The organism is Kitasatospora sp. NPDC057542, assembly GCF_042801945.1.
Taxonomy (GTDB): Bacteria; Actinomycetota; Actinomycetes; order Streptomycetales; family Streptomycetaceae; genus Kitasatospora.
In genome coordinates this window covers 1-23,034 of record NZ_JBHVFE010000102.1, presented here as the reverse complement: position 1 = coordinate 23,034, position 23,034 = coordinate 1, and the positions used below count along the sequence as shown (strand labels likewise).

19 protein-coding genes and 4 pseudogenes are annotated in these 23,034 nt (G+C 70.7%); 10 read left to right on the top strand and 13 right to left on the bottom strand.

Features of this window, described 5'->3' with window-relative positions:
• Positions 1-28: 28 nt before the first annotated feature.
• Positions 29-192, top strand: a pseudogene (locus ACFU7Y_RS15770) (oxidoreductase); the annotation flags it as partial.
• 421 nt (positions 193-613) lie between these two features.
• On the opposite strand, the gene ACFU7Y_RS15765 reads toward ACFU7Y_RS15770, so the two are convergent.
• The 3 genes and pseudogenes from ACFU7Y_RS15765 to ACFU7Y_RS15755 form a co-directional block, all read right to left on the bottom strand.
• The gene (locus ACFU7Y_RS15765; protein WP_224274792.1) at positions 614-1,786 is read right to left on the bottom strand and encodes a HEAT repeat domain-containing protein; all 1,173 of its coding nucleotides are present in this window, start codon (positions 1,784-1,786) and stop codon (positions 614-616) included.
• A 384-nt stretch (positions 1,787-2,170) separates the two neighbouring features.
• Positions 2,171-3,058 (bottom strand): annotated as a pseudogene (locus tag ACFU7Y_RS15760) (MFS transporter); the annotation flags it as partial.
• A gap of 195 nt (positions 3,059-3,253) precedes the next feature.
• A complete protein-coding gene (locus tag ACFU7Y_RS15755) occupies positions 3,254-4,273 on the bottom strand; it encodes a YafY family protein (RefSeq protein ID WP_224274794.1) in 1,020 nt (339 codons plus the stop codon).
• A gap of 161 nt (positions 4,274-4,434) precedes the next feature.
• Here ACFU7Y_RS15755 and ACFU7Y_RS15750 point away from each other — a divergent pair, with 161 nt between their 5' ends.
• Positions 4,435-6,069 (top strand): MFS transporter, encoded by a 1,635-nt coding sequence (locus ACFU7Y_RS15750; protein WP_380768269.1) that lies wholly within the window; start codon positions 4,435-4,437, stop codon positions 6,067-6,069.
• A gap of 360 nt (positions 6,070-6,429) precedes the next feature.
• A complete protein-coding gene (locus ACFU7Y_RS15745; RefSeq protein WP_224274797.1) occupies positions 6,430-6,927 on the top strand; it encodes an RICIN domain-containing protein in 498 nt (165 codons plus the stop codon).
• A gap of 472 nt (positions 6,928-7,399) precedes the next feature.
• On the opposite strand, the gene ACFU7Y_RS15740 is transcribed toward ACFU7Y_RS15745, so the two are convergent.
• From ACFU7Y_RS15740 to ACFU7Y_RS15730, 3 genes are all read right to left on the bottom strand, one after another.
• Entirely contained in the window at positions 7,400-8,227 is an 828-nt protein-coding gene (locus tag ACFU7Y_RS15740) for a DUF817 domain-containing protein (protein WP_380768267.1), read from the bottom strand.
• A 427-nt stretch (positions 8,228-8,654) separates the two neighbouring features.
• Positions 8,655-8,981, bottom strand: coding sequence for a hypothetical protein (locus ACFU7Y_RS15735; RefSeq protein WP_224274800.1), 327 nt, complete (start codon positions 8,979-8,981; stop codon positions 8,655-8,657).
• Positions 8,982-9,279: 298 nt separating this feature from the next.
• Positions 9,280-10,194, bottom strand: a complete 915-nt coding sequence (locus ACFU7Y_RS15730; RefSeq protein WP_380768265.1) for a LysR family transcriptional regulator ArgP — start codon at positions 10,192-10,194, stop codon at positions 9,280-9,282.
• Positions 10,195-10,261: 67 nt separating this feature from the next.
• Between ACFU7Y_RS15730 and ACFU7Y_RS15725 the strand changes: the two genes are divergently transcribed.
• Positions 10,262-10,873 (top strand): LysE/ArgO family amino acid transporter, encoded by a 612-nt coding sequence (locus tag ACFU7Y_RS15725; protein WP_224274804.1) that lies wholly within the window; start codon positions 10,262-10,264, stop codon positions 10,871-10,873.
• Positions 10,874-11,232: 359 nt separating this feature from the next.
• Here ACFU7Y_RS15725 and ACFU7Y_RS15720 read toward each other — a convergent pair whose 3' ends face one another.
• Positions 11,233-11,898: a hypothetical protein gene (locus ACFU7Y_RS15720; protein ID WP_380768263.1), complete on the bottom strand. Its 666-nt coding sequence runs from the start codon at positions 11,896-11,898 to the stop codon at positions 11,233-11,235.
• A 110-nt stretch (positions 11,899-12,008) separates the two neighbouring features.
• Between ACFU7Y_RS15720 and ACFU7Y_RS15715 the strand changes: the two genes are divergently transcribed.
• From ACFU7Y_RS15715 to ACFU7Y_RS15690, 6 genes and pseudogenes are all read left to right on the top strand, one after another.
• Complete coding sequence (locus tag ACFU7Y_RS15715) at positions 12,009-12,635, top strand: TetR/AcrR family transcriptional regulator (RefSeq protein WP_224274807.1); 627 nt, start codon at positions 12,009-12,011, stop codon at positions 12,633-12,635.
• Positions 12,636-12,736: 101 nt separating this feature from the next.
• Positions 12,737-14,251 carry a serine hydrolase domain-containing protein gene (locus ACFU7Y_RS15710; RefSeq protein ID WP_380768262.1) on the top strand — a complete coding sequence of 505 codons (1,515 nt, stop codon included), beginning with the start codon at positions 12,737-12,739 and terminating at the stop codon, positions 14,249-14,251.
• Positions 14,252-14,288: 37 nt separating this feature from the next.
• Positions 14,289-14,429: a hypothetical protein gene (locus ACFU7Y_RS15705; protein ID WP_224274811.1), complete on the top strand. Its 141-nt coding sequence runs from the start codon at positions 14,289-14,291 to the stop codon at positions 14,427-14,429.
• A gap of 2 nt (positions 14,430-14,431) precedes the next feature.
• Complete coding sequence (locus ACFU7Y_RS15700) at positions 14,432-15,475, top strand: serine hydrolase domain-containing protein (RefSeq protein ID WP_380768260.1); 1,044 nt, start codon at positions 14,432-14,434, stop codon at positions 15,473-15,475.
• 655 nt (positions 15,476-16,130) lie between these two features.
• A pseudogene (locus tag ACFU7Y_RS15695) lies at positions 16,131-16,268 on the top strand (NAD(P)-binding protein); the annotation flags it as partial.
• 140 nt (positions 16,269-16,408) lie between these two features.
• A complete protein-coding gene (locus ACFU7Y_RS15690) occupies positions 16,409-17,413 on the top strand; it encodes an alpha/beta fold hydrolase (RefSeq protein ID WP_380768258.1) in 1,005 nt (334 codons plus the stop codon).
• A gap of 254 nt (positions 17,414-17,667) precedes the next feature.
• Here ACFU7Y_RS15690 and ACFU7Y_RS15685 read toward each other — a convergent pair whose 3' ends face one another.
• From ACFU7Y_RS15685 to ACFU7Y_RS15660, 6 genes and pseudogenes are all read right to left on the bottom strand, one after another.
• A complete protein-coding gene (locus ACFU7Y_RS15685; protein WP_224274835.1) occupies positions 17,668-17,946 on the bottom strand; it encodes a hypothetical protein in 279 nt (92 codons plus the stop codon).
• A 198-nt stretch (positions 17,947-18,144) separates the two neighbouring features.
• Positions 18,145-18,438, bottom strand: a pseudogene (locus ACFU7Y_RS15680) (GNAT family N-acetyltransferase); the annotation flags it as partial.
• 394 nt (positions 18,439-18,832) lie between these two features.
• Positions 18,833-19,132, bottom strand: a complete 300-nt coding sequence (locus tag ACFU7Y_RS15675; protein ID WP_380768257.1) for a hypothetical protein — start codon at positions 19,130-19,132, stop codon at positions 18,833-18,835.
• Positions 19,133-19,411: 279 nt separating this feature from the next.
• Positions 19,412-20,257 carry a hypothetical protein gene (locus tag ACFU7Y_RS15670; RefSeq protein ID WP_380768256.1) on the bottom strand — a complete coding sequence of 282 codons (846 nt, stop codon included), beginning with the start codon at positions 20,255-20,257 and terminating at the stop codon, positions 19,412-19,414.
• Positions 20,258-20,671: 414 nt separating this feature from the next.
• Positions 20,672-21,532, bottom strand: a complete 861-nt coding sequence (locus tag ACFU7Y_RS15665; RefSeq protein ID WP_380768254.1) for a S1 RNA-binding domain-containing protein — start codon at positions 21,530-21,532, stop codon at positions 20,672-20,674.
• The gene (locus ACFU7Y_RS15660) at positions 21,499-22,860 is read right to left on the bottom strand and encodes an RNA-guided endonuclease InsQ/TnpB family protein (RefSeq protein WP_380768271.1); all 1,362 of its coding nucleotides are present in this window, start codon (positions 22,858-22,860) and stop codon (positions 21,499-21,501) included. The genes ACFU7Y_RS15665 and ACFU7Y_RS15660 overlap by 34 nt, the downstream gene beginning before the upstream one ends.
• Between the last annotated feature and the right edge of the window lie 174 nt (positions 22,861-23,034).

Genomic DNA, 23,034 nt, shown 5'->3' with positions numbered 1-23,034 from the left:
CCGCTCACCAAGGAGGGGTGCCCCTCCGATGCAGATCGATCTCAGTGGACGTACCGCGCTGGTCACCGGGTCGACGGCGGGAATCGGCGCGGCGGCCGCGGTATCGCGGCCGACGTCGGCACGGCCTCGGGAACCGCCGAGCTGATCCGGCAGCTGCCCGACGTCGACATCCTGGTCAACAACACCGGAGTCCGCGAGCTGGCCGGGAAGCTGCGCGACCTGAGCAGGGCCCTGCGAGCCCCGGACTCCGCCTCGCGGGCGCGCCCGGCCGACGGGGAACCCCCGGCCGGCGTGGTCGCCGTCAGCGTCGCGGCGTGCATCGTGCGTCGCCTCGAAGCTCTGACCGATCTGGAGTGTTTGCAGCAGTACGGGGGTGGGCGGTCTCCAGCCGCGACGCTCTCCCGGGCGACGGGCCGCGACAGCTGACGGGCCGGGCCACGAGCGTCGTGCCGGCGGGACAGCGGCCGGCGCCCGGTTCGGGGAAATCCTGTGTGCCGACATCGAGGATCCGGACCCGGCCGGTCGCCGCCGCCCGGTGAAGTCGAAGGTCGCTCGGACGGACGGGGTCCGCTTGCTGCCCTCCCCGCCTGTATCCGCGCCCCGGGCTGTGGGATCACCTGCCGGGTGTGCGGGCGCGGAGCTGGTGGTGGAGGTCGTCGAGGCGGCCTGCGCCGCGGCTGCTGCGGTTCTTGATGCCGCGGCGGATCTCGTGGAGTACCGGCGTGGCGCGTTGGTCGCCGCGCAGAGCCAAGGCGGCGGCGGCTTCGAGGCGGACGTCGAAGTGGGGGTCGGTGAGGCGGGCGGTCAGCACGCCGCGCAGGACAGGGGTGTCGACGGGGTGGCGGGTGAGGGCGTGGAGTGCGCTGGTCCGGGTGACGGGGGCGGGGTCGCCGGCCAGGCGCAGGAGGACGGCGAGGGCGTCGGGGTGGTCGGTCAGGAGGGTGGGGAACGCCAGGGTGACGCGGTGGCGGACGCCCGGGTCGGGGTGGTCTGCGTGGGTCAGGACCGCCGGGAGCTCCTCGCGGGTGCAGTAGCCGGTGAAGGCCGCGACGACGGTGCGCAGGGCGTGCGGGTCCTGCTCGGTGTGCAGCCGGGGCCGGAGGAACTCGGCGGCCTCCAGGGTGAACGGCGGCTCGTCGTTGCCGTTGTCGGGGTTGAAGCCGAAGCCGAGGAAGTTGATCGCGTCGAGCGCGAAGCGCCGACGGTCGAGCGAGCCGGCGTCCCCGGCGCCCTCGGCCACGGCGCGGGCCCAGTCGAACCTCTCCTGGCTCTCCGGCTCGGCGATCCGGAACAGCGACGCGAACCAGTCGTCGTGCTCGGGGTCGGCATGGACCAGGGCGCGGGCCATCAGCTCGTCCGGCGTGCGGTGGACGCCGAGCTTCGCCTCCAGGTCGGTGATGACCGCGCGGTGGGCCGGGGGCGGCACGGATCCGGCACCGGCCCCGGATTCCAGGGCCGCCCGCGCCACCCGTAGCGCGCGGCGGTGCGGGCTGTCGGTGCGCAGCGGGTCGCGGTCGGGGGACAGCAGTGCGTTCAGGACCCAGTAGGCGCCGTTCTCGGCGGCCCAGGTGACCGGGTCGACGCCGCCGGCCCAGGGGCGGGTCGGGTCGACGTCCCACACGACGAGGCGGTCGACGACTTCGTGGCGCCCGGCGTGCGCGGCGGCGGCCAGCAGGGTGATGCCGTCGTCGCCGGTGAGTTCGTCGTTCGCCGCGTCCTCCAGGAACTCGAAGACCGTGGTGTCGTCGCCGCGCTCGATGGCGGCCAGCAGGGAAGGCAGATCCACCGGCCGATCATGCCCGCCGCCCGAACGCCGGGGCGAACGGTTTTCCGCCCAGCGGCCCCCGGCCCCCGCTCCCTTCGGGGATGAGCAGGCTGTGGGTGTCATCCGGGTGGCCGGCGGCGGCGTCCCCCGGGGCCGCGGCGGTCAGGGATGTGGTGCGGTGCCTCAGGGACATCGGTTCCTCTCGAACGGGCAAGCCGCCGGGCCCTGTCGGCCCGGCAGGGTATGCCCCGAGCTGATAGCGCCGGCGGGTCGGAGGTCGATGCCCGGCCGACGAAGCACCATGAACCGCAGATGACATGACGAGACGTCAGTTTTTGGATCCGGTGGCATCCGACAGGACTCGGCCCGGCAGCGGCCTGCGACTGCAGGGCTTCACCACGGGAGCTACTTCGGCGTGGGGAGGGCCTCTTCCTTCTGCGCGTCCGCCGCGCCTCCCGCCGCCGGACCTGCCCGCAGCCCCGGCGCCAGCAGCAGGGTCGCGGCCAGCGAGGCCGCCGCGGTCGCCACCATGCCGATGGCCGGCGAGGTCAGCTCGGCCGCCGAGCCGGCCGCCACCGCGCCGACACCCTGCATGGCGAGCATCCCGGAGCTGTGCAGGCCCAGTGCCTGCCCGCTCAGCTCGTCCGGTGTCAACGCCATCAGCCGGTCCTGCAGCGGCAGCCCCGACCCGTACCCGACGGTGGCTGCCGTGACCAGGACCAGGGCGACGGGCAGTCCCGGGTCGAACGCGAAGAGCAGGTACGGGGCGGCGAGCAGGACGCACAGCGGCACAGCCGACCGGTTCCGCCACCGGGCGGGCAGGAAGCGGCCCACGACGGCGTCCCCGACCAGCATTCCGACCGCCCCGAAGGCGAACAGCAGGCCCGCGTCGCCGGGTGAGTAGGGGACGTAGAGCGACTCCACCCCGACGATCAGGCCGTTCGGCACCCACAACGCCAGGTAAACGTACCGGCGCGGCACGCAGGACCACAGCCGCGCGTTGGTCCGCCAGGTCCGCGCGACCGACGCCCTCCCCACGCCCCGAGGGGGCCGGCTGCTCAGCCCGCACCGCGCCACCACCGCGGCCAGCAGGTACAGGCCGACGGCGAGCAGCGGCGTGCCGCGCGCCGAGAGGACCGTCACCAGCGCGCCGCCGAGGGCGAAGCCGCCGATCTGGATGACCCCGGCCGACATGTTGAGGACGGAGCGTCCGAGCAGGTAGCCGTCCCGGGTCAGGACCTCGTTGAGCAAGCCGTACCGCACCCCGCCGCTGACCGACCCCACGAGGCCGAGTCCTCGTCGACGCGCAACCATCCGAACCCGAAGCCCACTGACGGGCAGGGCGACCGGACCGCTGAACCCCACGAAGGCCGAACACCAAGACGGTGGCCGAACGTCGATCTCTCGGTCACCTCACGGGTGTGGACGGATCTGGCATCGTCCCCGTTCCTGAACGTCGAGGAGGGACTGCGGCCGTCCGTTCCGATCTCAGGTACCGGCTCGGACCGAACTGACCGGCTCCGGCGCGCGCTCGTCGGGCAGGGGCACACCGACGTCGAGACGGCCGATCACCTGGCGGGCCGCTTCGGCGAGTTCGGGCGGGCCTTCGACGGTGAAACGACAGTCGAAGGTGACGAGGAAGCCGATGAGCGCCGACCAGGACCACGCCCCCATTCGGATCCGGGTGATCCGCTCGTCGATCGCTTCGAAGCTCGCCGCGCCCGGAGCCCACTTCGCCACCAGCGTCGCGGGGCACTCCATCAGGACGGTGCCCCAGCACGGCCAGGTGTCCGCGGTGTCCCCCCGGTCGGGCTGGCTCTGGACGAAGCGGGTGATGTCCGCCTCCGGCGCTTCCCGAGGACCGAACCGCCAGGCGGTGGAGGTCAGTTGCCCGATGCGGTCGAGCCGATAGGTGTGCCAGGAGTTCCTGCGCTGGTCGTACGCCACCAGATACCAGCGCCCGGACCAGACGACGAGCCGATGGGGTTCGGCCAGGACCTCGTCGTCCTCCCCCGGGTCGCGGTCGATGGACCGGTAGGCGAACCGCACCAGCTCGCGCTGCTGCGCGGCGGCGCTCAGCTGCGCCAGCAGCGCGGGACCGACCTGGGGCGGGGCCAGCTCCCAGGCGTTCTCTATCTGCTCGATCGAGAAGGTCGCCAGCCTGTGGGCCAGGTGGGGAGGCAGGAGCTCCTTGATGGAGTTCAGCGCCCGCTTCGTGGCGTCCCCCATGCCGGTCACCGAGGCCGGAGCCGTCTGCAGGGCCAGCGCGATGGCGATGGCCTGCTCGTCGTCGACTATCAGCGGGGGCAGCCGCGCTCCGCGGGACAGCCGGTAGAAGCCGGAGGGGCCTTTGCGCGCCGTGACGGGATAGCCCAGTTCGCGCAGTCGGTTGATGTCGCGCCGGACCGTCCGCGGGGACACCCCCAGCCGCTCGGCCAGACCGTCGCCGGTCCACTCCTTCTGGGCCTGAAGCAGGCTGAGCAGCTCCAGCGTTCGGTTGGCGATCACCGATTGCCCTCCGGATTGGTGTCAGTAGCGGTCAGAATACGTCCTCTTCTTTTGGCAGGGTGCCATTGGCTCGGAGGCCGGACGCCTCCCCGGCACCCCCAGTACCTCGCCCTCGGCGACCGAACCGGGTGCACCCCCATCGAACAGAACGGAGGAACGCTGTGTCCGAGAATCCGGCTCGGCCCTCACCCACCGACCGGGACGCCTGGTTGGGCCTGGTCGCCATTTCCCTCGGTGTCTCGCTGGTGGTCGTGGACTTCACCATCGTCAATGTGGTGATGCCGCCGATCATCGACGACCTGGAGATCTCGGCCTTCGGCGCTCAGTGGATCCAGGAGTCCTACGCGATCATCCTGGCCGCCCTGCTGCTGGTGATGGGCCGCTTCTCGGACATCCTGGGAGCGCGCAGGCTGTTCATGGTCGGGACCGTGATCTTCGGGCTGGCCAGCATCGCCGCGGCGGTGTCGCCCACCGGGGAGCTGCTGATCGCCGGCCGGTTCGCGCAGGGTGTCGGTGGCGCGATCATCATGCCGACGTCACTGGCGCTGCTCAATCTGACCTTCCGGGGTCCGGACCGCGGCAAGGCGTTCGCCATCTGGGGATCGACGATCGGGGCGGCCGCCGCGGTCGGACCGCTGCTGGGCGGCTGGCTCGCCGACTACTCCTGGCGATGGGCCTTCGGCATCAACATCGCGGTCGTCGCGCTGATCCTCGTCGGCGTCATGAAGTTCCTCCAGCCCTCCCCCCGCCAGCCGGGACGGATCGACGCCGTCGGCGCGGTGCTGTCGGTGCTGGGCCTCGGACTTCTCGCGTTCGCGCTGATCGAGGGACGCAACTACGGGTGGTGGGAACCGCGCAAGGACTTCGGTCCCTTCGGGGACGGCACGGGCCTGTCGGTCATCCCGGTCGCTCTGGTCGTCGCGGTGGCGTGTCTCGCCCTCTTCCTGTTCCTCCAGATGCGGCTCACCCGGAGCAACGGCACGGCGCCGCTGATGGACACCTCGCTGTTCGGCATCAAGTCCTTCAGCACGGGCAACATCGCGACACTCATCATCGCCCTGGCCGAGTTCGGCATGCTCGCCGTGCTGCCGCTGTGGCTCCAGTACGCCCTGGACTACTCCCCGGTCCAGACCGGGCTGCTGGTCTTCGTCGTCGCGCTCGGCAGCTTCTTCGCGAGCGGCGCGAGCTTCGGCATGGCCGAGAAGACCGGGCCGGTCGGCCTGGTCCGGATCGGCCTGGTCCTGGAGGCCGCCGGCCTGCTGATGTTCGGCCTGCTGGCCGGCAGCGACTCCCAGTGGTGGGTCATCGCCATCGCCCTGTTCCTGTACGGCATGGGGGTCGGCTTCGCCACCGCCCAGGTCACCAACGTGGTCCTGGCGGACGTGCCGCCGCGGCAGGCCGGCCAGGGCTCCGGAATCCAGAGCGCCGCGCGCCAGCTCGGCTCCGCACTCGGTATTGCGGTCCTGACCTCGACGTTCTTCACGGCACTGGCCTCCGACCTGTCGGACCGGCTCGTCAAGCAGGGAACACCCGAGGCCGGCGCCGACCAGTTGTCCTCGGCGGTCTCCGACAGCGCAGGCGCGATGATCTCCGGGCTGGGCGACAACCCGCAGACGGCGTCCGCCGCCGACGCCGCCCGCGACGCCATGTCCCACGCGATCCAGATCAACGGCTACACCTGTGCCGCGCTGCTCGCCCTCGGCATGCTGGCGACCTTCCTCATCCCCCGGCCCAAGCAGGGCGCCCAGCAGTGGGGAGAGGGCCGGGACACCGAATCCGAACGTGCCAAGCGCTGAAGAGCAACCCTGAATCGGAGAGCCATCCCGATCGAGACGGATGCGGTGTTCCCGCACGCCAGCGTGATCACCGCATCCACCGCCGGCAGTGTCTCAGGCTGCGAAAGGACCCCGCCACCGCCAGGGCACGGCGTGGAGCGTGTCCCCGCCGAGTCGGCCGGCATCATCACGAGCAGGCCGGCAGCCGCGCACCAGTCACCCGATTGCCGCAGCCCGTGTGCGCCAGAGGGGTGACGCGGCGACCGTGGTACTGCAAGCAGACCGGGTCTCCTGGCCCAAGCCAGGGAAACGACTGCCCAGGCAACAACCATGCAGTCAGGAACGCCACCGGGTTCCACCGCACCTTCAAGGAGAACCTCGATGCGTACTGCAGCACGGGCCTCGGCGCTTGCCACCGCGGCCCTCCTCGGCATGGCACTCGCCGGCCCCGCGGCAAGCGCGGCGACCACACTCACCCCCCGGAACAATGTCGTCAGACTCATGAACAAGTCCACCGGCTGGTGCCTGTACTACGACGGCAACACGGTGAAGACAGCCACCTGCGGCAACTCGTACACGGACCAGAGATGGAACGTCGAGCCGCTGGGAGGCGGCATCTACCAGCTCCGGAACCTCGACTACGGCACCTGCCTGTCCGGCTCCCCCTACAGCGAAGGCCAGAAACTGACGGCGATCCGATGCGGCGGCGCGGGAACCAGATGGTCCCCCGACTACTCCCCCGCACCCGGCGCCACGGTCAAGTGGTCGGTGTCCGACGGCAGCAACACCAGGTGCATGGGCAGCAACTCCGAACACAACACCTACACCTGGACCTGCACCTCCAGCAACCGCCAGCAGTGGCAGCTGATGAACGCGTAACCGCCTCACGATCCGGGGGTGTCACCAGCCCCGGGGCACTGCTCGTCCGGATCCGGGTCGACCCGCGCGTCCAGCTCGGGATCGTTGAGGACCGCCGAGCCCGGCTCCCCCGACGAGGAAGGCCTGCGCCCGCTGGCCACCTGAGCCGCCACCCGGGAAGCCGGCACCCCTTCTCGCCAAGCAGCGGAGCACTGACCAACCCCGCCCCGCCGAGGAACCCTGCCCAAGGCACCACCGAACCCGCGCGCCGAGACCCCACGAGGGCCAACCAGCGCGCGGGTTCCTGCTGTCGAAAGTCCGGGAGTCAGCGAACTCGCGCGCTTCCAGCAGGACCAACCCGAAAGCCGCCCCAGAAGAACCGTCAAACGGCAACTATCGCGAGCAGCCACAACCAGGTCCGCGGCGAAGTCCGACGCCAGCAGCACCCAGGCCTCTCCCAGGCTCTCCGCGCCGTGCAGTCAGCCGGTCCGGTTCAGGCCGCGGCCACCGGCGCGCGGCGGCCCGGGTGGTGGGCAGCGGCCCCGATCACGCACAGCACGCTGATCAGCAGCACCCAGGCACCGAACTTCTCGACCGACACCGGCTCCCAACCGTGCATCTGGTACGGGTACCGCCAGGCACCGGCGTAGGTGGCGATGTTCTCCGCCAGCCAGAGGAAGAAGCCGATCAGCACGAAGCTCAACGGCATCGGCATCCAGTAGGTGTGCCGACCGACCGTGTAGTGCACCCGGGCCCCCGCCGTCACCGCGACCAGCAGCGCGGCCAGCGGCCAGCGCAGGTCGGGCACCCAGTGGTGGCTGATGAAGTTCACGTACAGCGCGCCCGCCACCACCGCCGTCGCGGCCGGGCGGTAGCCGGTGAGTTCCAGCTTGAGCAGCCGCCAGACGGCGCAGATGTAGCTGCCCACCGCCGCGTACAGGAACCCGCCGTAGAGCGGGACGCCACCGAACTTCAGCAGCGCGGGCTCCGGGTAGGACCAGGAGCCGAGCGCCACCTTCACGTACTCGAAGACCAGGCCCAGCAGGTGGCAGCCGGCGATCACGGCGAGGTCCCGGCCGCGCTCCCAGCCGATCAGGTGGAAGACCACGCTGAGCACCACCCCGTACGCGAACAGCAGGTCGTAGCGGGCCACCGGCAGCACGGGCAGCAGGTTGGACAGCCCGACCCCGGCGAGCAGCGCCACGGCGAACGCGCAGCTCGCGGCCTGTCGCAGGCCGAAGCCGACGAGCTGGCGGAGGGCGTGAAGCGCCCAGCGAGCGGCCCGGGTGGCGGCGCCGGTCGAGGTGGTCGCATCGTGCATGCCGATGAGGACGCACACCGGCCCCGAACGGTTGTCCGCGCACCCGGCCCGGCTCGCCCATCCCCGCCGCCCGGCACCCCCGGCCCGTGCTTCAGGCCCGCGCTCAGGGGCCGTCGGCGAGCCGGATCGGGATGGTGAGGAGGAACAGCCGTCCGGCCGCGGCAACGGGCTGGAAGTCGAAGACGCTGGTGACCGGTCCGGTGATCAGCAGCTTGCCAGAGGCCCGGGTGACCGGGAAGGCTCCCGCCTAGGCCTTGAGACTCCTTGGTGGCTGTGACCGCTTCGCACTACCCGCCCGGCGCACCCTGCTGGGTCGATCTGACAGTCCCTGGCCAGCAGGCGGTGGCGAGCGGCTGTGACCCGATCGCGGCACCTGCGGCAATGCCGACGGCACGACGCGGTACGGTGCGCCACGGAGTGTTCGCCGTCACGTGGATTTCTCCTTGCTTCGGACGACCGCGACTACGGTGAGCGTTACGGCGCAGACCACGAGCACGGCCAGCACCGGGTTGACGTACGAGGGGATCACCACGGGGACCGTGCGGCCGTCGGAACTGACGCAGCCGAACTCGACCGCGAAGAGGTGGGCGTGCGCGTCGGTCAGGCCCGGCATGAGCACCCGCCCGCCGCCCTCGATGACGGTCCCCACCGGCGGGTTCACCCTGCCGATCGCTTTGATCCTGCGGTCCTGGATGACCACCGACACCGGCTCGGTCGGGTCGGGGTCGGAGCTGACGGCGTCGAAGGCGCGCACGGTCTCGATCAGGATCGGCGCGGGGGGCTGCTGCCGACGAGGCGTCCGAGGATCTCGTCTGCGGTCCTCGGCTGAGCCTTCCGGGTACCCGGGCTGCGGGCCCGGGCAACCGCCCCACCAGCGCCCCGTCCTGGCCGCGGCGCACCGGCAGCCGGAACTGCTGCTCTCCGTCGTTGCGGGGTTGCGCGGATTTCCTCCGGTGAATTTCGCTCGGTCGGTCATAGAAGAAGTCCCGGCCGCCTCAGCGATCCGGGCCTTCGCCGTCTCGTGGTTGCCGTTTCGGTTGCGCCCGGCACACCTACCGCAGGGCCCGCTCCGCTTCCGCCGCCACCGCCGTGGCGACGGCTGCCAGTGCGGGCGAGTCGAGGCGCCACTGCTGCCAGTAGAGGGGAACCTCGACCGTGCTGCCCGGGAGGAACTGGACCAGCACGCCGCTGTGCAGCCGGGGCTCGGCCTGGATACGCGGGACGAGGCCCCAGCCGAGACCGGCAGTCACGGCATCGGCGAAGCCTTCACTGGAGGGGACGTAGTGCCGCCGCGGCAGGCTCGCTCCCCGACCACCGGTCAGTTCACCGACGAAGGCGTCCTGCAGCTCGTCACGGCGGTCGAAGCAGACGACCGGCGCCTCCGGAAGCAGCCGGGCCGGGTCACCGTCGAGCCAACGGGCAGCGAACTGCGGCGTAGCCACCGGAAGGTAGACCATCGCACCCAGCCGGTGCACCGAGCAGCCCGCCACCGGATCGGGCGAGGAGGTGACCGCCGCCATCACCTCACCCGCGCGCAGCAGCGTGGTCGTGTGCGCCTCGTCCTCCCGCCGCAGGTCGACGTGGACCCGCGCGTCCCGCGCGAGCGAGGCCAGCGCAGGCACGAACCAGGTCGCCAGCGAGTCCGCATTGACCGCGATCGGCAGCCAGGAGGGACCCGACGGCCCGGCGCCCTCCCCGCTCTCGGGCATCCCCAGCGCGTCACGCGCGTCGTCCTCCAAGCGGGCGAGCTGACGGGCGAAGCGCACCACGACCTGGCCCGACTCGGTCGGCCTCACCGGCCGGGAACGTGTCAGCAGTACCCGCCCGGTCCGCTGTTCCAGCGCCTTGATCCGCTGGCTCACCGCCGAGGGCGTCACGTGCAAGGCGGCCGCCGCCGCGTCGAAGGTGCCCTCGTCGATCACCGCGAGCAGAGTCCGGACGAGGTCGTGGGGCAGCTCAGCCTTCATGGGTGCTAATGATACGTAAAAATCTTTAGCTGGTCTTGTGTCGCGTCGGCTGCCTACGGTGGCACTCATGGGAAGCACGCTCACCGCCGCCGTGGCCGGATTCGGAACCGGCCTGTCACTCATCGTCGCCATTGGGGCGCAGAACGCCTTCGTCCTGCGCCAAGGCGTCCGCCGAGAGGCGGTCCTGCCGGTGGTCGCGATCTGCGCGGCCTCCGACGCGGTACTGATCGCCTGCGGCGTGGGCGGGCTCGGCGCCCTGATCACGGCGTGGCCGGCGGCACTGACCGCGGTGCGTGCGGTCGGTGCGGCCTTCCTCCTCTGCTACGCCGTGATCGCAGCTCGGCGTGCCTTCCGGGCCTCCCGCCTGGAGGGCAGCGGACCCGCCGTCCGCTCCGGCCGCCGCGCGGTACTCAGCTGTCTCGCGATGACCTGGCTCAACCCGCACGTCTACCTCGACACGGTGCTCCTGCTCGGCGCCGTCGCGGCCACCCACGGCACGCTGCGCTGGCAGTTCGCGCTCGGCGCCGCACTGGCCAGCCTGTGCTGGTTCGCCGCCTTGGGCTTCGGCGCCCGCCTGCTCACCGGCTTCTTCCGCCGCGCCTCCTCCTGGCGCGTCCTGGACGCCCTGGTCGCAACGACGATGCTGGTCACCGGCCTCTCCCTGGCCGCGGGGGCCTGACTGGACCTCTGCTGCGCGTCACCATGCCCGCGCAGGACTCGCCCGGCTCTGGTCACACCGGTCGGCTGGTCTCAGTTCCGGTCTCGTTCACCCTCGTCCGGGCGGGTTCAGCCATCGCCCAGCGATTCGCTCCGCCGTGGGTCAGATCGGGCCTGAACCCCGGCGAACAGGGCCCAGGAGAATCGGAAAGCGTGTTGGGGGCAACCCCTCACGAGTTCGAATCCCGTATCCTCCGCCTTCACGAAGGCCCGGACCGCATCACGCGGCCCGGGCCTTCGTCGTCTCGTGGTTTCGGCTCTGGTCGCAGTCGCCGCCCCGCCTGCGGTCGTTCCGCGAGCGGCCATCGGACGACCGCGGGGTCAGGCCGTCCGGCTGGGTGCCGGGCGGACCTGGCGGCGGATGGCCCACGCCGCCGCCGCGAGGGCGAACCCGTAGACGGACACCAGCCCGTGGCCGTTCTCCTGCGCGATCCACATCGCGAGGCCGAGCGCGGGGACGCCGGCCGCCAGGGCGATCTCCTTGGGGAGGCGGGTGCGGGTGAGGAAGGCGAGGGCGAGGGTGGCGCCGAGGAAGTAGGTGGCGCCGGAGCTGCCGGCGAAGTTGCGCGGATCGGTGCTGGGGCCGCCGCCGAGGCCGAGCAGGGTGTCGATCCGGCCGGGCAGCAGGATGCCGGCGAGGAAGAAGCCGAGGGTGAGCGGACCGCCCCAGTACCACTGGGCGAGCGCGGCGACGGCGGCGAGGGTGACCAGGTTCCACAGGCCGCCGAGCAGGCCGCCGTTCTGCATGAACACTGAGGTGAACTCACGCCACCAGCCGGACTTGGCGGGGTCCGCGTCCAGCGCGTCCATCGCGCCGGACCAGGCCAGCTGGAGCAGGACGCCGCCGACGGCGACCGCGGTCAGAGCGATCGCCGCCCACGGGAGCGGCCGTCCGCGCAGGGTGTCGCGGCCCACCACGCCGAGCCCGCAGTTGACCATCATGACCATCAGTGCGGCCGTGGTCACGTTGAAGACGATCGCCCCCATGTCCGACTCCTCCCCCCGGTTCCGGCGTTTTCCAACACCGTTCGAAAATCTGGTGGGGCAAAGCTAGCACAGTTTTCGAACAGTGTTGGAAAACGCTGTACGGTGAAAGCATGAAGCTCACCAAGGAGCGCATCGTCGACGCGGGCATGGCCGTCTTCGCCGAGGTCGGCTACCAGAACCTGTCCATGCGCCAGGTCGCCGACCGGCTCGACGCCCACGCGGGCAGCCTCTACTACCACGTGCGCGGCAAGGACGAGTTGCTCGCCCTGATGGCCGACCGGATCTGCCGCCGGGCCTACGACGCCGGCACCGAAGCCCTCGACGCCCTCCCGCCCACCGCCACCTGGCAGGACCGCATCGAGGCCCAGGCCACCACCCTGCGCCTGGGCATCAAACAGCACCCCGGCGGCGCCCAACTCCTCGCCGAGAGCCCCGGCATGCTCAGCGTCGGCGCCCTCTCTTTGATGGAACGCCTGCTGCGCACCCTCCTCGACGCCGGCCTGCCCGCCGACCAATGCGGCATCGCCGCCGACACCCTGCTCAGCCACGTCACCGGCTTCGTCCTCCAGGAACAGAACCAGCCGGCCGCCCCGCCGACCGTCACCGCCGAGCTCTACACCGAACTGCGCGAGCAGTTCCCTCTGGTCATAGGCGAGTTGATCCCGCGGCTGAGCCAGGACGAGAAGTTCACGCGGAGCATCCGCCTGCTCTGCACCGGCTTCGCGGCGCTCTCCTAGGCGGCGGGAACCAGGTTCACGCCGAGATCGTTTCAAACGATGTTCGAATGATTCGAATGAGTGGGGCGCCATCGCGCCACCCGACACCGGGGAGGGAAACCGTGTCGAAGGACATGTACAAGGAGTTCTCGGACAACGTCGACCGCGAGGTCGCGAAGCTCGTGGACCGGACCACCCGCAAGGCCGCGCAGGCCGTCGACGGGGCACTGGGCAGGACGGGTGCCGCGGGGGCGTTCGACACCGCCCACTGGCAGCGTCGGCTCGACGAGTTGCTCTCCGCCCACCGCATCCCCGGCGCCGTGTTGGCGGTGCTCACCGGCGGTGAGATCCATGAACTGGCCAGTGGCATCCTGCACACCGGCACCGGTGTCGAGACCACCACCGACTCGGTGTTCCAGATCGGCTCGGTCAGCAAGGGCTACACCGCCGCCCTGGTCCTGAGTCTCGCCGACGCCGGCAAGGTCGACCTGGACGCACCGGTCGCGGCGGTCCTGCCGGACTTCGCCCTCGCCGACGCCGACGCGGCCCGCATCGTCACGCCGCGCCAGCTCCTCAACCACACCAGCGGGATCGAGGGCGACCACGTCAACGACACGGGCCGCGGTGACGACTGCCTGGCCCGCTACGTCGACAGCACGCGCGACGTCGGCCTCACGAACGCGCCCGGCACCACCATGTCGTACTCCAGCACCGGCTACAACGTCCTCGGCCGGATCGTCGAGGTGATCACCGGCCTGACCTGGGACGAGGCGCTCAAGGAGCTCATCTGCGACCCGCTCGGGCTCCGGCACACCATGACGCTGCCCGAGGAGGTCCTGCGCTTCCGCGCAGCGATGGGGCACATGGGCGAGCCCGGCGAGGACCCGACGCCCACCCCGCTGTGGAACATGCTGCCCCGCTCTGCCGGACCGTACGGCGGCATCAGCGCCACCGCGGCCGACGTCGTCCGCTTCGCCCGGCTGTTCATCGACGGCGGCACCGCGCCGGACGGCACCCGGGTGCTCTCCGCCGCGGCCGTGGAGGCGATGCTGACCCGCGAGGTGGAGATGCCCGACCAGTGGTTCCTCGGCGCCCACTGGGGCCTCGGCTGGGGCCTGTTCGAATGGGACGGCGCTCGCGGCTTCGGCCACGACGGCAGCACCTTCGGCCAGCTCGCCTACCTGCGGGCCATCCCGGACAAGGGCCTCGCCATCGCCCTGCTCACCAACGGCGGAGGAGCCGCACCGAAGGTCCACGAGGCCCTGTGCCGCGAACTGAGCGCGAAGTTCGCCGGGGTCGCGATGCCGGCGTTCGGCCCGTCCGACAACCCCCCGGCGGTCGACACCGAGCCGTTCACGGGCCGCTACGAGCGCGAGGGCTTCCTCATGACCATCACCGCCCGCAAGGGCGACGGCGAGGGCGTGCTGGATCTGCGCTACGAAGGCCGGGGAGGCCTGGCCGGCACCTTCGACCCGATCGTCTGGCACCTCACTCCGGTTTCCGACTCCCCCACCAGGACCGTCTTCGCGGGCCGCCGCAACACCAAGGACGCCTGGATCCCCGTCGTCTTCTACGCGCTCCCCGACAGCACCCGGTACGTCCACTTCGGCGTCCGCGCCACCGCCAAGTCCGCCTGATCCCACCACCCGCGTGGCCGGGGAGGACATCCGGGCGGTGACCGCCCTCGTGATCGCCGCCGTGGCCCCCGAGGGCACCTCTACGATCCGAGGGATGTACCACCTGCGGCGCGGATACGGCAGCCTGCTGCCGAAGTCGGCCGCGCTCGGTGCCCACCTGACGATCGACCAGGAGTAGCCGTGACCAACACCGTGCCGTGGAAGCAGAACGCGCTCGCCGACCTGCGCGAGTGCCTGGACCTGATGACCGCAGACGGCACGGTCCCCGGTGGTGTCATCGCCCACGGCACCTTCGACACCGAGCCCGGCTACCTGGCCTCCGGCGTCGTCGCCCCCGATTGCGGCGACGCCCGGCCGGGGCCGGACACGATGTACGACGTGGCCTCGCTCACCAAGGTCCTGGCCACCTGGCCGCTGGTCGGCACCTCCCTCATGGATGGCTTCACCCTGGACACCCCGATCCGCGAACTGCTGACCGGCATCCCGCCCGAGGCGCCCGGCGGCCAGGTGACGGTTCGCCAGGTCCTGGCCCACACCTCCGGCCTGCGGGCCGACACCCGCCTCGACCAGTACCGGCACCGCGCCGAGCCGCTGGCCGAGCTGATCTGCGGAGAGCCTCTGATCGCCGGCCCCGGAGCCGGTCACCGCTACATCAACCGCGGCTTCATCCTCCTCGGCCTGGCCCTGGCCCATTACCGCTGCCGGCGCCTGGACGAGCTGGCGGCCGAGTTCTGGCAGGACCTCGGCATGACCAGCACGACCTACGGACCGGTGCCCCGCTCCGCTCAGGTCGCCCCGACCGAGCAGCGGCTGACCGGCGGGCCCCGGCTGTGGGGGATGCCGCACGACGACAACGCCGCCCTGCTCGGCGGAGTCGCCGGCCACGCCGGGGTGTTCACCGCCCCGGCCGACCTCGCCGCCTTCGCCGTCCACCTGCTGTCCTCGCACGCCACCGGCGGGCCCCTGGGCCGCTGGCTCACCTACAGCATGCGGCCGCAGGCCGAGATCGAGCCGGGCCTCGACCGGGGCCTGGCCTGGATCCTCGCCGACGAGGGCAGGGTCGCCTACCACCACGGTTTCACCGGGACCAGCCTCTACCTCGCCCCGGCCACCGGCCGCTACCTGGCCATCTGCACCAACGCCGTCTACCACCACCGGGACAACCGCACCCGCCTCGCCCCGCTGCGGGCCCTCGCCCTCAAGGCGCTCACCGACGAACCCTAGGAGGCCCCCGTGCCCCGCCCCACGCTCGGGTCCCTCACCACCCTGCGGCTCGGCGGCCCGGCCAGCGACGTCCTGCAGGTCGCCGACCCCGACGCTGGTCGGCGCTTGGGCACAAGGAGTCCCGTGGGCACCAAAACCTCCACGACGGCCGAGACCGTAACCCTGCGCACCGCCGTCAGCCGCCACGACGACGGCGAGCGCCGACACTTCGCCTGGGCCACCGACGCCCCACCGCTTCGCCCAGCTCTTCGGAGTGAACCGCAGCGCGATCACCAACGCGATATGCCGAGGTCCGCCCGCTCCTGGCCCAGCTCGACCGATGCATCCCTGCCGCAACCGCCCGCTTCCGCACGCCCACGGACGTGGCCGCCTGCCTCGACGGCGCCCAACCAAAGAACAGCATGTCGCTTCTCATCGAGCCCTGAGTTGCGGTCCCACCGTCGGTGGGTGGCGGCCGTCCACGCACATCGATCTGCGCCCGGCCGGCGAACCGCGGGTGACCTGCGGTGTCAGTCGTCTGACAGTCGACTACCGGTGGCCTATCGGTCGTTCGGCGGGGCAGACGGCCGGATGACGGTGGCATGAAGGCGGCGCCTGACACCGTGCAAGGCGGCCGGCCGGAGCCAATCGGGCGGTCCGATCCCGAAGGAGTCACATGCGCACACCCCTCACGATCAGCGGCGCCGGGCTCGGCGGTCTCACGCTGGCCCGGGTCCTGCACCTCCACGGAATCCCTGTCACGGTCCATGAGGCCGAGCCCTCCCCGTCGGCGCGCGCGCAGAACGGGCCGCTCGGCCATGAATCGTAGGTACCTGCCGGGCGAGCTGGCGCAGGGCCGCGGCCGGTTCCGGGTTCGATGCCGGTTGCGGAGCCGGACCCCGTCGCGGCTCATGAACGAAAAGCTTCACTCAACACCCAAGGAGGAGGCCCTCAATGGCCAAGGAACAGCACAGCGCCAAGAGTGGCGACGCGAAGGCCGGTGGGACGTCGCGGCGCAGTGCGCTGAAGGCGGCCGTGGCCGGGGCGGCGGCGGTCACCGCGACGGGCGCGGCCGCCCCCATCGCGCACGCGGACGGGCCCAGGCGCGGCGCACCCACCTTTGTCCTCGTCCACGGCTCGGGGAGCAACTCCTTCTACTGGCAGCCCTTGTTGCGCGAGCTGGGTCTGCGCGGACACCGTGCGATCGCGGTCGACCTGCCCGGGCACGGGCTCGGCGCGTACCTCCCCGAGTCCTACCAGTCCCCGCAGGACCTTGAGCGGCTGCACACCGAGCCGTCCCCGATATCCAAGGTGACGCTGGGCGACTTCGCCGCGCATGTCATCGACGTGGTGCGGCGGGTGCGCCGCAACGGCCCGGTAGTGCTGGTCGGCGGAAGCCTCGGCGGTGCGACCCTGAACGCGGCCGCCAACCAGGTGCCCGAGCTGGTCGCGCACCTGGTGTACGCCTCCGCGTTCTGCCCGACCGAGCACCCCTCGGTGCTACAGCTGATGATGACTCCCGAGGCGGCCACCAGCTCCATGTACAAGATCCCCGCGGTCCAGACGCCGCCGGAGCTGGGCGTCAGCCGGGTCAACTGGCGCTCGGGCGACCCTGCGTTCTTCGCGATCGTCAAGGAGGCGATCGCCGCCGACCGGTCGGACGCCGAGGTCCGGGCGCTGATGAACGTCCTGGAGCCGGACGAGTCGGCGGCAGTAGGCGTGAGTGAGGACGCCCGCGGGCTGCCGGCGACGTGGGGCCGGGTGCCGCGTACGTTCGTGCGCTACACGCAGGACCGCACCATCCCGCTGCCGCTCCAGGACCTCATGATCCGTGAGGCGGACGACGTCACACCGCACAATCGCTTCCGCGTGCGGTCGCTGAGCGCGCCGCATGCCGGCCCGCGTGACCCGGGGCTACTGGCGCACGAGCTGGAGCTCGTCGCAGGGCTCTGCCGCTGAGCGCGTGCCACGGCTTCCATCGCCGCCGCCGTCAGCCGCGGACGAGCAGGTCCGCGGCACCCACGACGGCGGTCGGGGACGACACCGTCGGCGCTGCCAACCCGAACGGCTCGACCACCGTGCTGCGTGCCGATGTCCTTGGCACGCTCGGCGTTACCGACGCGCTCGACGAACCGTGGTGTCGTGGGAGGTGTGCCTGCTCCACGAGAGACTCTGCCCGCTGTGGAAGCTTCCGGTGTGAGCCGGCAGTCGGGCTATCCGGGGATGAGGCCTTCGTCGCCGAGCATCTCGCGAACCTCCTCCAGGGACGCGTCGGGCGAGGGCAGGATCAGTTCGGAGGGTTCCAGGGCGTCGTCGGGCAGGGCGGTACCGAGGCGGCGCACACCGTCCAGGAGGGCTCCCAGGGACCTCCTGAACCCTTCCTCGTCACCGCTCTCCATCTCTGCCAGCAACTCGTCGTCGAGAGCATTCAGCTCGGGGAAGTGCGAGTCGTCCAGCCTTACCTGGCCCTCGCCCATGATGCGCACGATCACGGTGGTCTCCCATCTGTGAGTGGGGCTCCAGCCGGAGTGGTCGGAGCGCTGCCCCCATCCCATCGCTCTTCCACCGGTGGCGCTGATGCGATCGGCGCGTGGCGGGCGCCCTTCACCCATCCGAGCGCCCGAGGGCGTGACCTGTTGTCGTTGTGGGGCGCTTTTCGGGTCGGGTGCCGGGTTGTCTGGACCTGCGGACGGCGCGACCGAGGACCACACGCCGAACCACTGCTCGGCGCCGTACTCCTCGAACCGCTCCACCTCGGTGAACCCCAGCTTCGCCGCGACGCGCATCGAGGCGGAGTTGGCGGTCTGGGTGCAGAGCACCACCGGCTCGCCGGGAAGCGCGCCGGCGAACCAGTCGAGCGCCGCCGCGCACGCCTCGGCGGCGTACCCGCATCCCCACGCCTCCGGTAGGAACATGTAGCTGAGCTCGGCCTCCCCGGCATCCGGACGGACGTGACCCGGACGCTCCGCGTCGCGCCGGTCCACCATCGCCGCTTGGCCCGGGCTCGGGAACAGGTACCGGAACGGGGACGGGGTCGCAGCCGAGGCGGCGGCCCGGCTGCAGCGCGAGGCCCGGCCCGCGCCGTGAACTGGGCCCGACAGGGCTGCGCCGCCCTCGGCCTTCGCCCACGAACGCGGCATCGTCCACCGGGACATCAAGCCGGCGAACGTACAGTAATCGTGCACTCGGGTATTGGAACTCGCGGAATTGCCCCGCGGCGGGCGGTTCGGTGGCGAGCTGGAACAGCGCGGTGGAGCGGGTTGCCGCGAGCCGGAGCCGAGCTTGCGGAGTCGTTCACCGGTCGCCCAGGCGCTGATCGGGCGGCCGGGCTGGCCGCCGGGGAAGAGCCAGGGGCAGTCGGTGGTGGGGCGGGTTGGTTCAGGCGTTCACGAACGTGACGTCGACCTTGTTGCTGTATACCGGCGGGCTGTCGTTCGTGAAAACGGCGAGCTTCACCCTCTGGGGTCCGAGATTGTCGGGATTCCTGCGGTTGGTAGAGACCTCGGTGCCCTTGCCGTTCGCATTCGCGGAGACCGTGTAGAGCTCGGTCTTCCCGTCCTGCTTGTAGAAGGTCGCGTTGGTCACCATTTCGAGGTTCGTGCCTGCCAGCACGATGTCGTCGCCGGGGGCGAATTTGCCGTCGTCGACGGTCGGGATCTGGATTTGAGGCGTGCTCATACGGCACCATCTCCGATCGAAGTGGGCTTGTTTTCCCGAATGCCTCGAAAGGCACTCGTGGTCGAACGTAGGCACGCGTGCGGGGCGCGGCAACCGCAACCGGCGCGCCCGGCCGCGTCGTCCACCCGGGCGTGCCGACCGCCGTCGCCCCGGTGGTCGCGTCGGCGGCACGGGCCGGTGTTGTGTTCCGCCGTCACGCGTCGACCGTGGGGTCGGCGGGCGTGGGCCGGGTTCCTCGCGTCGTTCCCGGGCGTGCGGTCGGTGCGGGCCGTCGGCCGGTCAGGTAGTCGGCCGGAATCGGAAGGTGAACGTGTTGGCGTCACCTGGGTCACGGGTGACGGTCAGATCCTTCGGCAGTAGTGTGCGTCCGGTGTCGACGTCGAGGCATTCGCCTGTCCGGGTGAACACGATCCAGCCGGAGGAGTCCTGGCTCTGCACCGGGGTGACGAAGACGCCGTAGGACCAGTCCGTGGTGATGTTGTCCAGGCGGCCCGACCTGCCGCCTGGGATCGTCACCGGGGCCATACCGGCGTGTTCGATGTGCAGCGTGTCGGCGGGATCGGCGTCGAAGGACAGGTTGTCGCCCGTGTCGCCCGTCGTCTTCATGGTGAAGTGGCGGGGGGCGGAGGCTGGTGAGTCCAAGCCGCTTCTGTGGGCGGTGGCGGTCATGGTGTGCAGGCCCGGGGTCCAGTCGGTGGTGGGAGTGTAGGTCCAGGTGGTACCGGTCACGACGGCCTGGCCCGGCAGTGGGGTGTTTCCGTCGGCAAGGGTGACCTTCTCCACCCCGGGATCGGTCGTGCCGACGACCGCCTGCCGCGCGTCGGTCACCGTCGAGCCCTCCACCGGAGCAGAGATCACCGGAGCCGACCGCAGTGGTAGGGCCACGTCGAAGGTCACATAACGTGGTGACGAATCAACGAAGCCCCAGCCGTCATCGAGCGGGACTCGATACCAAGCGGTGGCGGCGACGGTGTGGGAGCCTCCCGTCCAGTCCTTCGTCGGCGTCCAGGTCCAGGCGCCGTTGCCGGAGAGCGAAGCATCGCCCAGGTAGATCCCCTCCGAGAGGGTGACCCCCTGAGCCGGGGAATAGGCTCTGCCGGTGACCGGCTGCCGCGGATCGGTCACCGTCGAATTCTCCTGCGGGGAATCGACATCCGGGGCAGGAGGCGGTTCGTGCAGTAATTTCTCTTTCATGAGTGGCTCCCCTTGTCCAATTCCCCTACGCGGGGAATGCGGCGGCACCGGAGGATTGAACCAAGGTGACGCAGTGCCCTGTCCCGCGTCGCCGTCGGCCGGAACGAATCCACGCCCGGACACCAGTTTCGAGGCCCGGGGATGGTCAGACCTCGCGGGAACAGGCCGACCAGGTGACGGTGCCGAGCTCGACCACGTCTGCCAGGGGCGCCGTCGACGGACGGCGAACCAACCGACACGTAGCCGAGAACGGCGCTTTGGGTGCCCGCCGGCCCACTCACGCCGAGCGGTGTCGCACGGTCCGGGGCCTGCTCCAACTCTGGCTAGGGCAGGTCGAGTTCACCGTCAGACATGTCGGCTTTCCTCACAGCTCACCGCGCGAGCCTGCGTGTGGGACAGCACTATCCGGCGCCGTGTGGGATCGACATCGATGATCTTCACAGTGAGCAGGTCCCCGACCTGAGCAACATCCTCGGGCCGTTCTGCAGGCGGTTCGGAGAGCTCGGTGTTGTGCACCAGCCCCTCGAAGCCGTCCTCCCGGTCCTCGATACGGACGAAGGCGCCGAACGGCACGAGTTTGGTGACCGGCCCGGTGACGATCTGCCCGACCTGCCGCGCGACCTGCAGCATCGGGTCCTCCTGCAGCGCCTTGAGCGAAAGCGATACCCGTTCCCGGACCATGTCGACGTCGAGGATCTCGGCGGTGACCTCCTGACCGACCGTGAGGATGTCGGCCGGATGGTCGATGTGGCGCCAGGAGATCTCGGGGATGTTGATCACCGCGGTGAAGCCGCCGATGTCCACGAAGGTATCGCCGAAGCCGGCGATCTCGGTGACGGTTCCCGTGCAGGTCCGGCCACGGCGCAGAGTCTTGAGGAAGGCCCAGTCACGGTCGCTCGGGGTCGGTTCTGTTCTCCACCGGGCTCGTAGGACGCCGTCGCTGTCGGGCAGGACTGCGGTGAACAAGGGGTGGCGCTCGTCGATGTACACGGGCAGGAGAGCTGCGGCACGTGCGCCGGCGATCTGCGCGGCGAGTTCCGCGAACTGGGTCTCGTCGGCGACCGTGCTGGTGATCTGCCCGTCTTCGGTCTCCCACACGAACTCGACCAGGCCCTCGTCGGGGAGATCGGCCAGGACCGCGGCTACGTCGGCGGAGAGGTCCGGCCAGACAGTCAGCTTCGCGCGCGGAGCGAGGCGGGCACGCACCGTGTCCAGGGAGCCCTCATCGAGCCGGTGCCAGCGGGAGGCGTTGTCGACGTGGTTCTCCTCCAGGATCGCTGCGTGGCGCATCGCCACGCACCAGCGCAGCCGCGCCCAGAAGAGGTCGTCGGCGGGGCGCTGTTCGCCCGGCTCGTCGAACTCCGCATCGTAGGGGGAGGCATCCACAGGTTCCGGGAAGAGCCCCTGTGCGCAAGTGCGAGCCACGGCCCTTTCGCAGGGGACGTTGCTGCCGATTTGACATCCCGGTCCAGGACGGTCCCGCACGCCCCGCACATCCACTCGCGGACGTTGAGGGGTTTGGGGCCGTCCTTGGCGCCGCAGTTCGAGCACACCTGTGAGGTCGGCTCGAAGCGGCCTATCCGGTGGAAGGCACGCCCGTAACGGGCGGCCTTGTACTCCAACATGGTCACGAACGCCGACCATCCGGCGTCGTGCACGGACTTGGCCAGGCGCGTGCGGGCGAGCCCCTTCACCGCCAGGTCCTCCACCGCGACCGCTTGGTTCTCGCGGATCAACTCGGTGGAGAGCCGGTGGTGGAACTCGCGCCGCGCGTCGACCACCCGGCCATGAGCGCGGGCGACCTTGACCCGGGCCTTGTCCCGGTTCTTCGATCCCTTCACCTTTCGGCCGAGGGCCTGCTGCGCCTTCTTGAGTTTCTTCTCCGCGCGGCGCAGGAACTTCGGGGAGTCGATCTTCCGGCCGTCGGACATGACCGCGAAGTGCGTGAGCCCGAGGTCGATCCCCACGGTGGCGTCGGCCTCGGGCATCCGCTCAAGGTCGGCGGCCGGGTCGGTCTCGACCACGAAGGAGGCGAAGTACCGCCCGGCGGCGTCCTTGACCACAGTCACCGTGGACGGCACCGACGGCAGCGACCGCGACCACTTCACCCGTACATCGCCGATCTTCGGCAGACGCAGCTTCCCGCCACCGGTGATTCTCCACCCGGCATTGGCCGTGAAGCGGATCGCCTGCCGGCTGTCCCTGCGGGACTTAAACCGGGGCGCTCCCGTCTTCGGCCGCTTGCCCTTGATGCCGTCGAAGAAGTTCCGGTACGCGGTGTCCAGGTCCCGCAACGACTGTTGCAGGATCACCGACGACACCTCACCGAGCCAAGCACGCTCAGGAGTCTTCTTCGAAGCCGTCAGCCGCCTGGACAGCTCCGCCGACGTGACGAACGGCAGCCCAGCAGCACGGGCGTCGTCACGGACGCGAAGCGCGTCATTGAAGACCACCCGGGCACACCCGAACGACCTCGCCAGAAAGGCGCGCTGACTGACGCTCGGGTACATGCGGAAGCTGTACCGAAGCTGCATGACGGCCACCGTAGCATCCTGGTTCATGTCACCACGCTGGAATCCGAACCCAGACGTGCGCACCGGCCGTCACGTCATCGGGAGTGTCATGAATTAGGTGTCTTCCTCCCCGAAGGAGTCACCTGATGAGCACGATGACGGATCACCTGATCGAGACGGCGGGCGGCGTGTCGC

Coding starts and splice junctions, on each gene's coding strand:
- ACFU7Y_RS15745 (WP_224274797.1), top strand. CDS start 6,430: ATGCGTACTGCAGCACGGGCCTCGGCGCTTGCCACCGCGGCCCTCCTC.
- ACFU7Y_RS15740 (WP_380768267.1), bottom strand. CDS start 8,227: ATGCACGATGCGACCACCTCGACCGGCGCCGCCACCCGGGCCGCTCGC.
- ACFU7Y_RS15730 (WP_380768265.1), bottom strand. CDS start 10,194: ATGAAGGCTGAGCTGCCCCACGACCTCGTCCGGACTCTGCTCGCGGTG.
- ACFU7Y_RS15725 (WP_224274804.1), top strand. CDS start 10,262: ATGGGAAGCACGCTCACCGCCGCCGTGGCCGGATTCGGAACCGGCCTG.
- ACFU7Y_RS15720 (WP_380768263.1), bottom strand. CDS start 11,898: ATGGGGGCGATCGTCTTCAACGTGACCACGGCCGCACTGATGGTCATG.
- ACFU7Y_RS15715 (WP_224274807.1), top strand. CDS start 12,009: ATGAAGCTCACCAAGGAGCGCATCGTCGACGCGGGCATGGCCGTCTTC.
- ACFU7Y_RS15690 (WP_380768258.1), top strand. CDS start 16,409: ATGGCCAAGGAACAGCACAGCGCCAAGAGTGGCGACGCGAAGGCCGGT.
- ACFU7Y_RS15675 (WP_380768257.1), bottom strand. CDS start 19,132: ATGAGCACGCCTCAAATCCAGATCCCGACCGTCGACGACGGCAAATTC.
- ACFU7Y_RS15660 (WP_380768271.1), bottom strand. CDS start 22,860: ATGCAGCTTCGGTACAGCTTCCGCATGTACCCGAGCGTCAGTCAGCGC.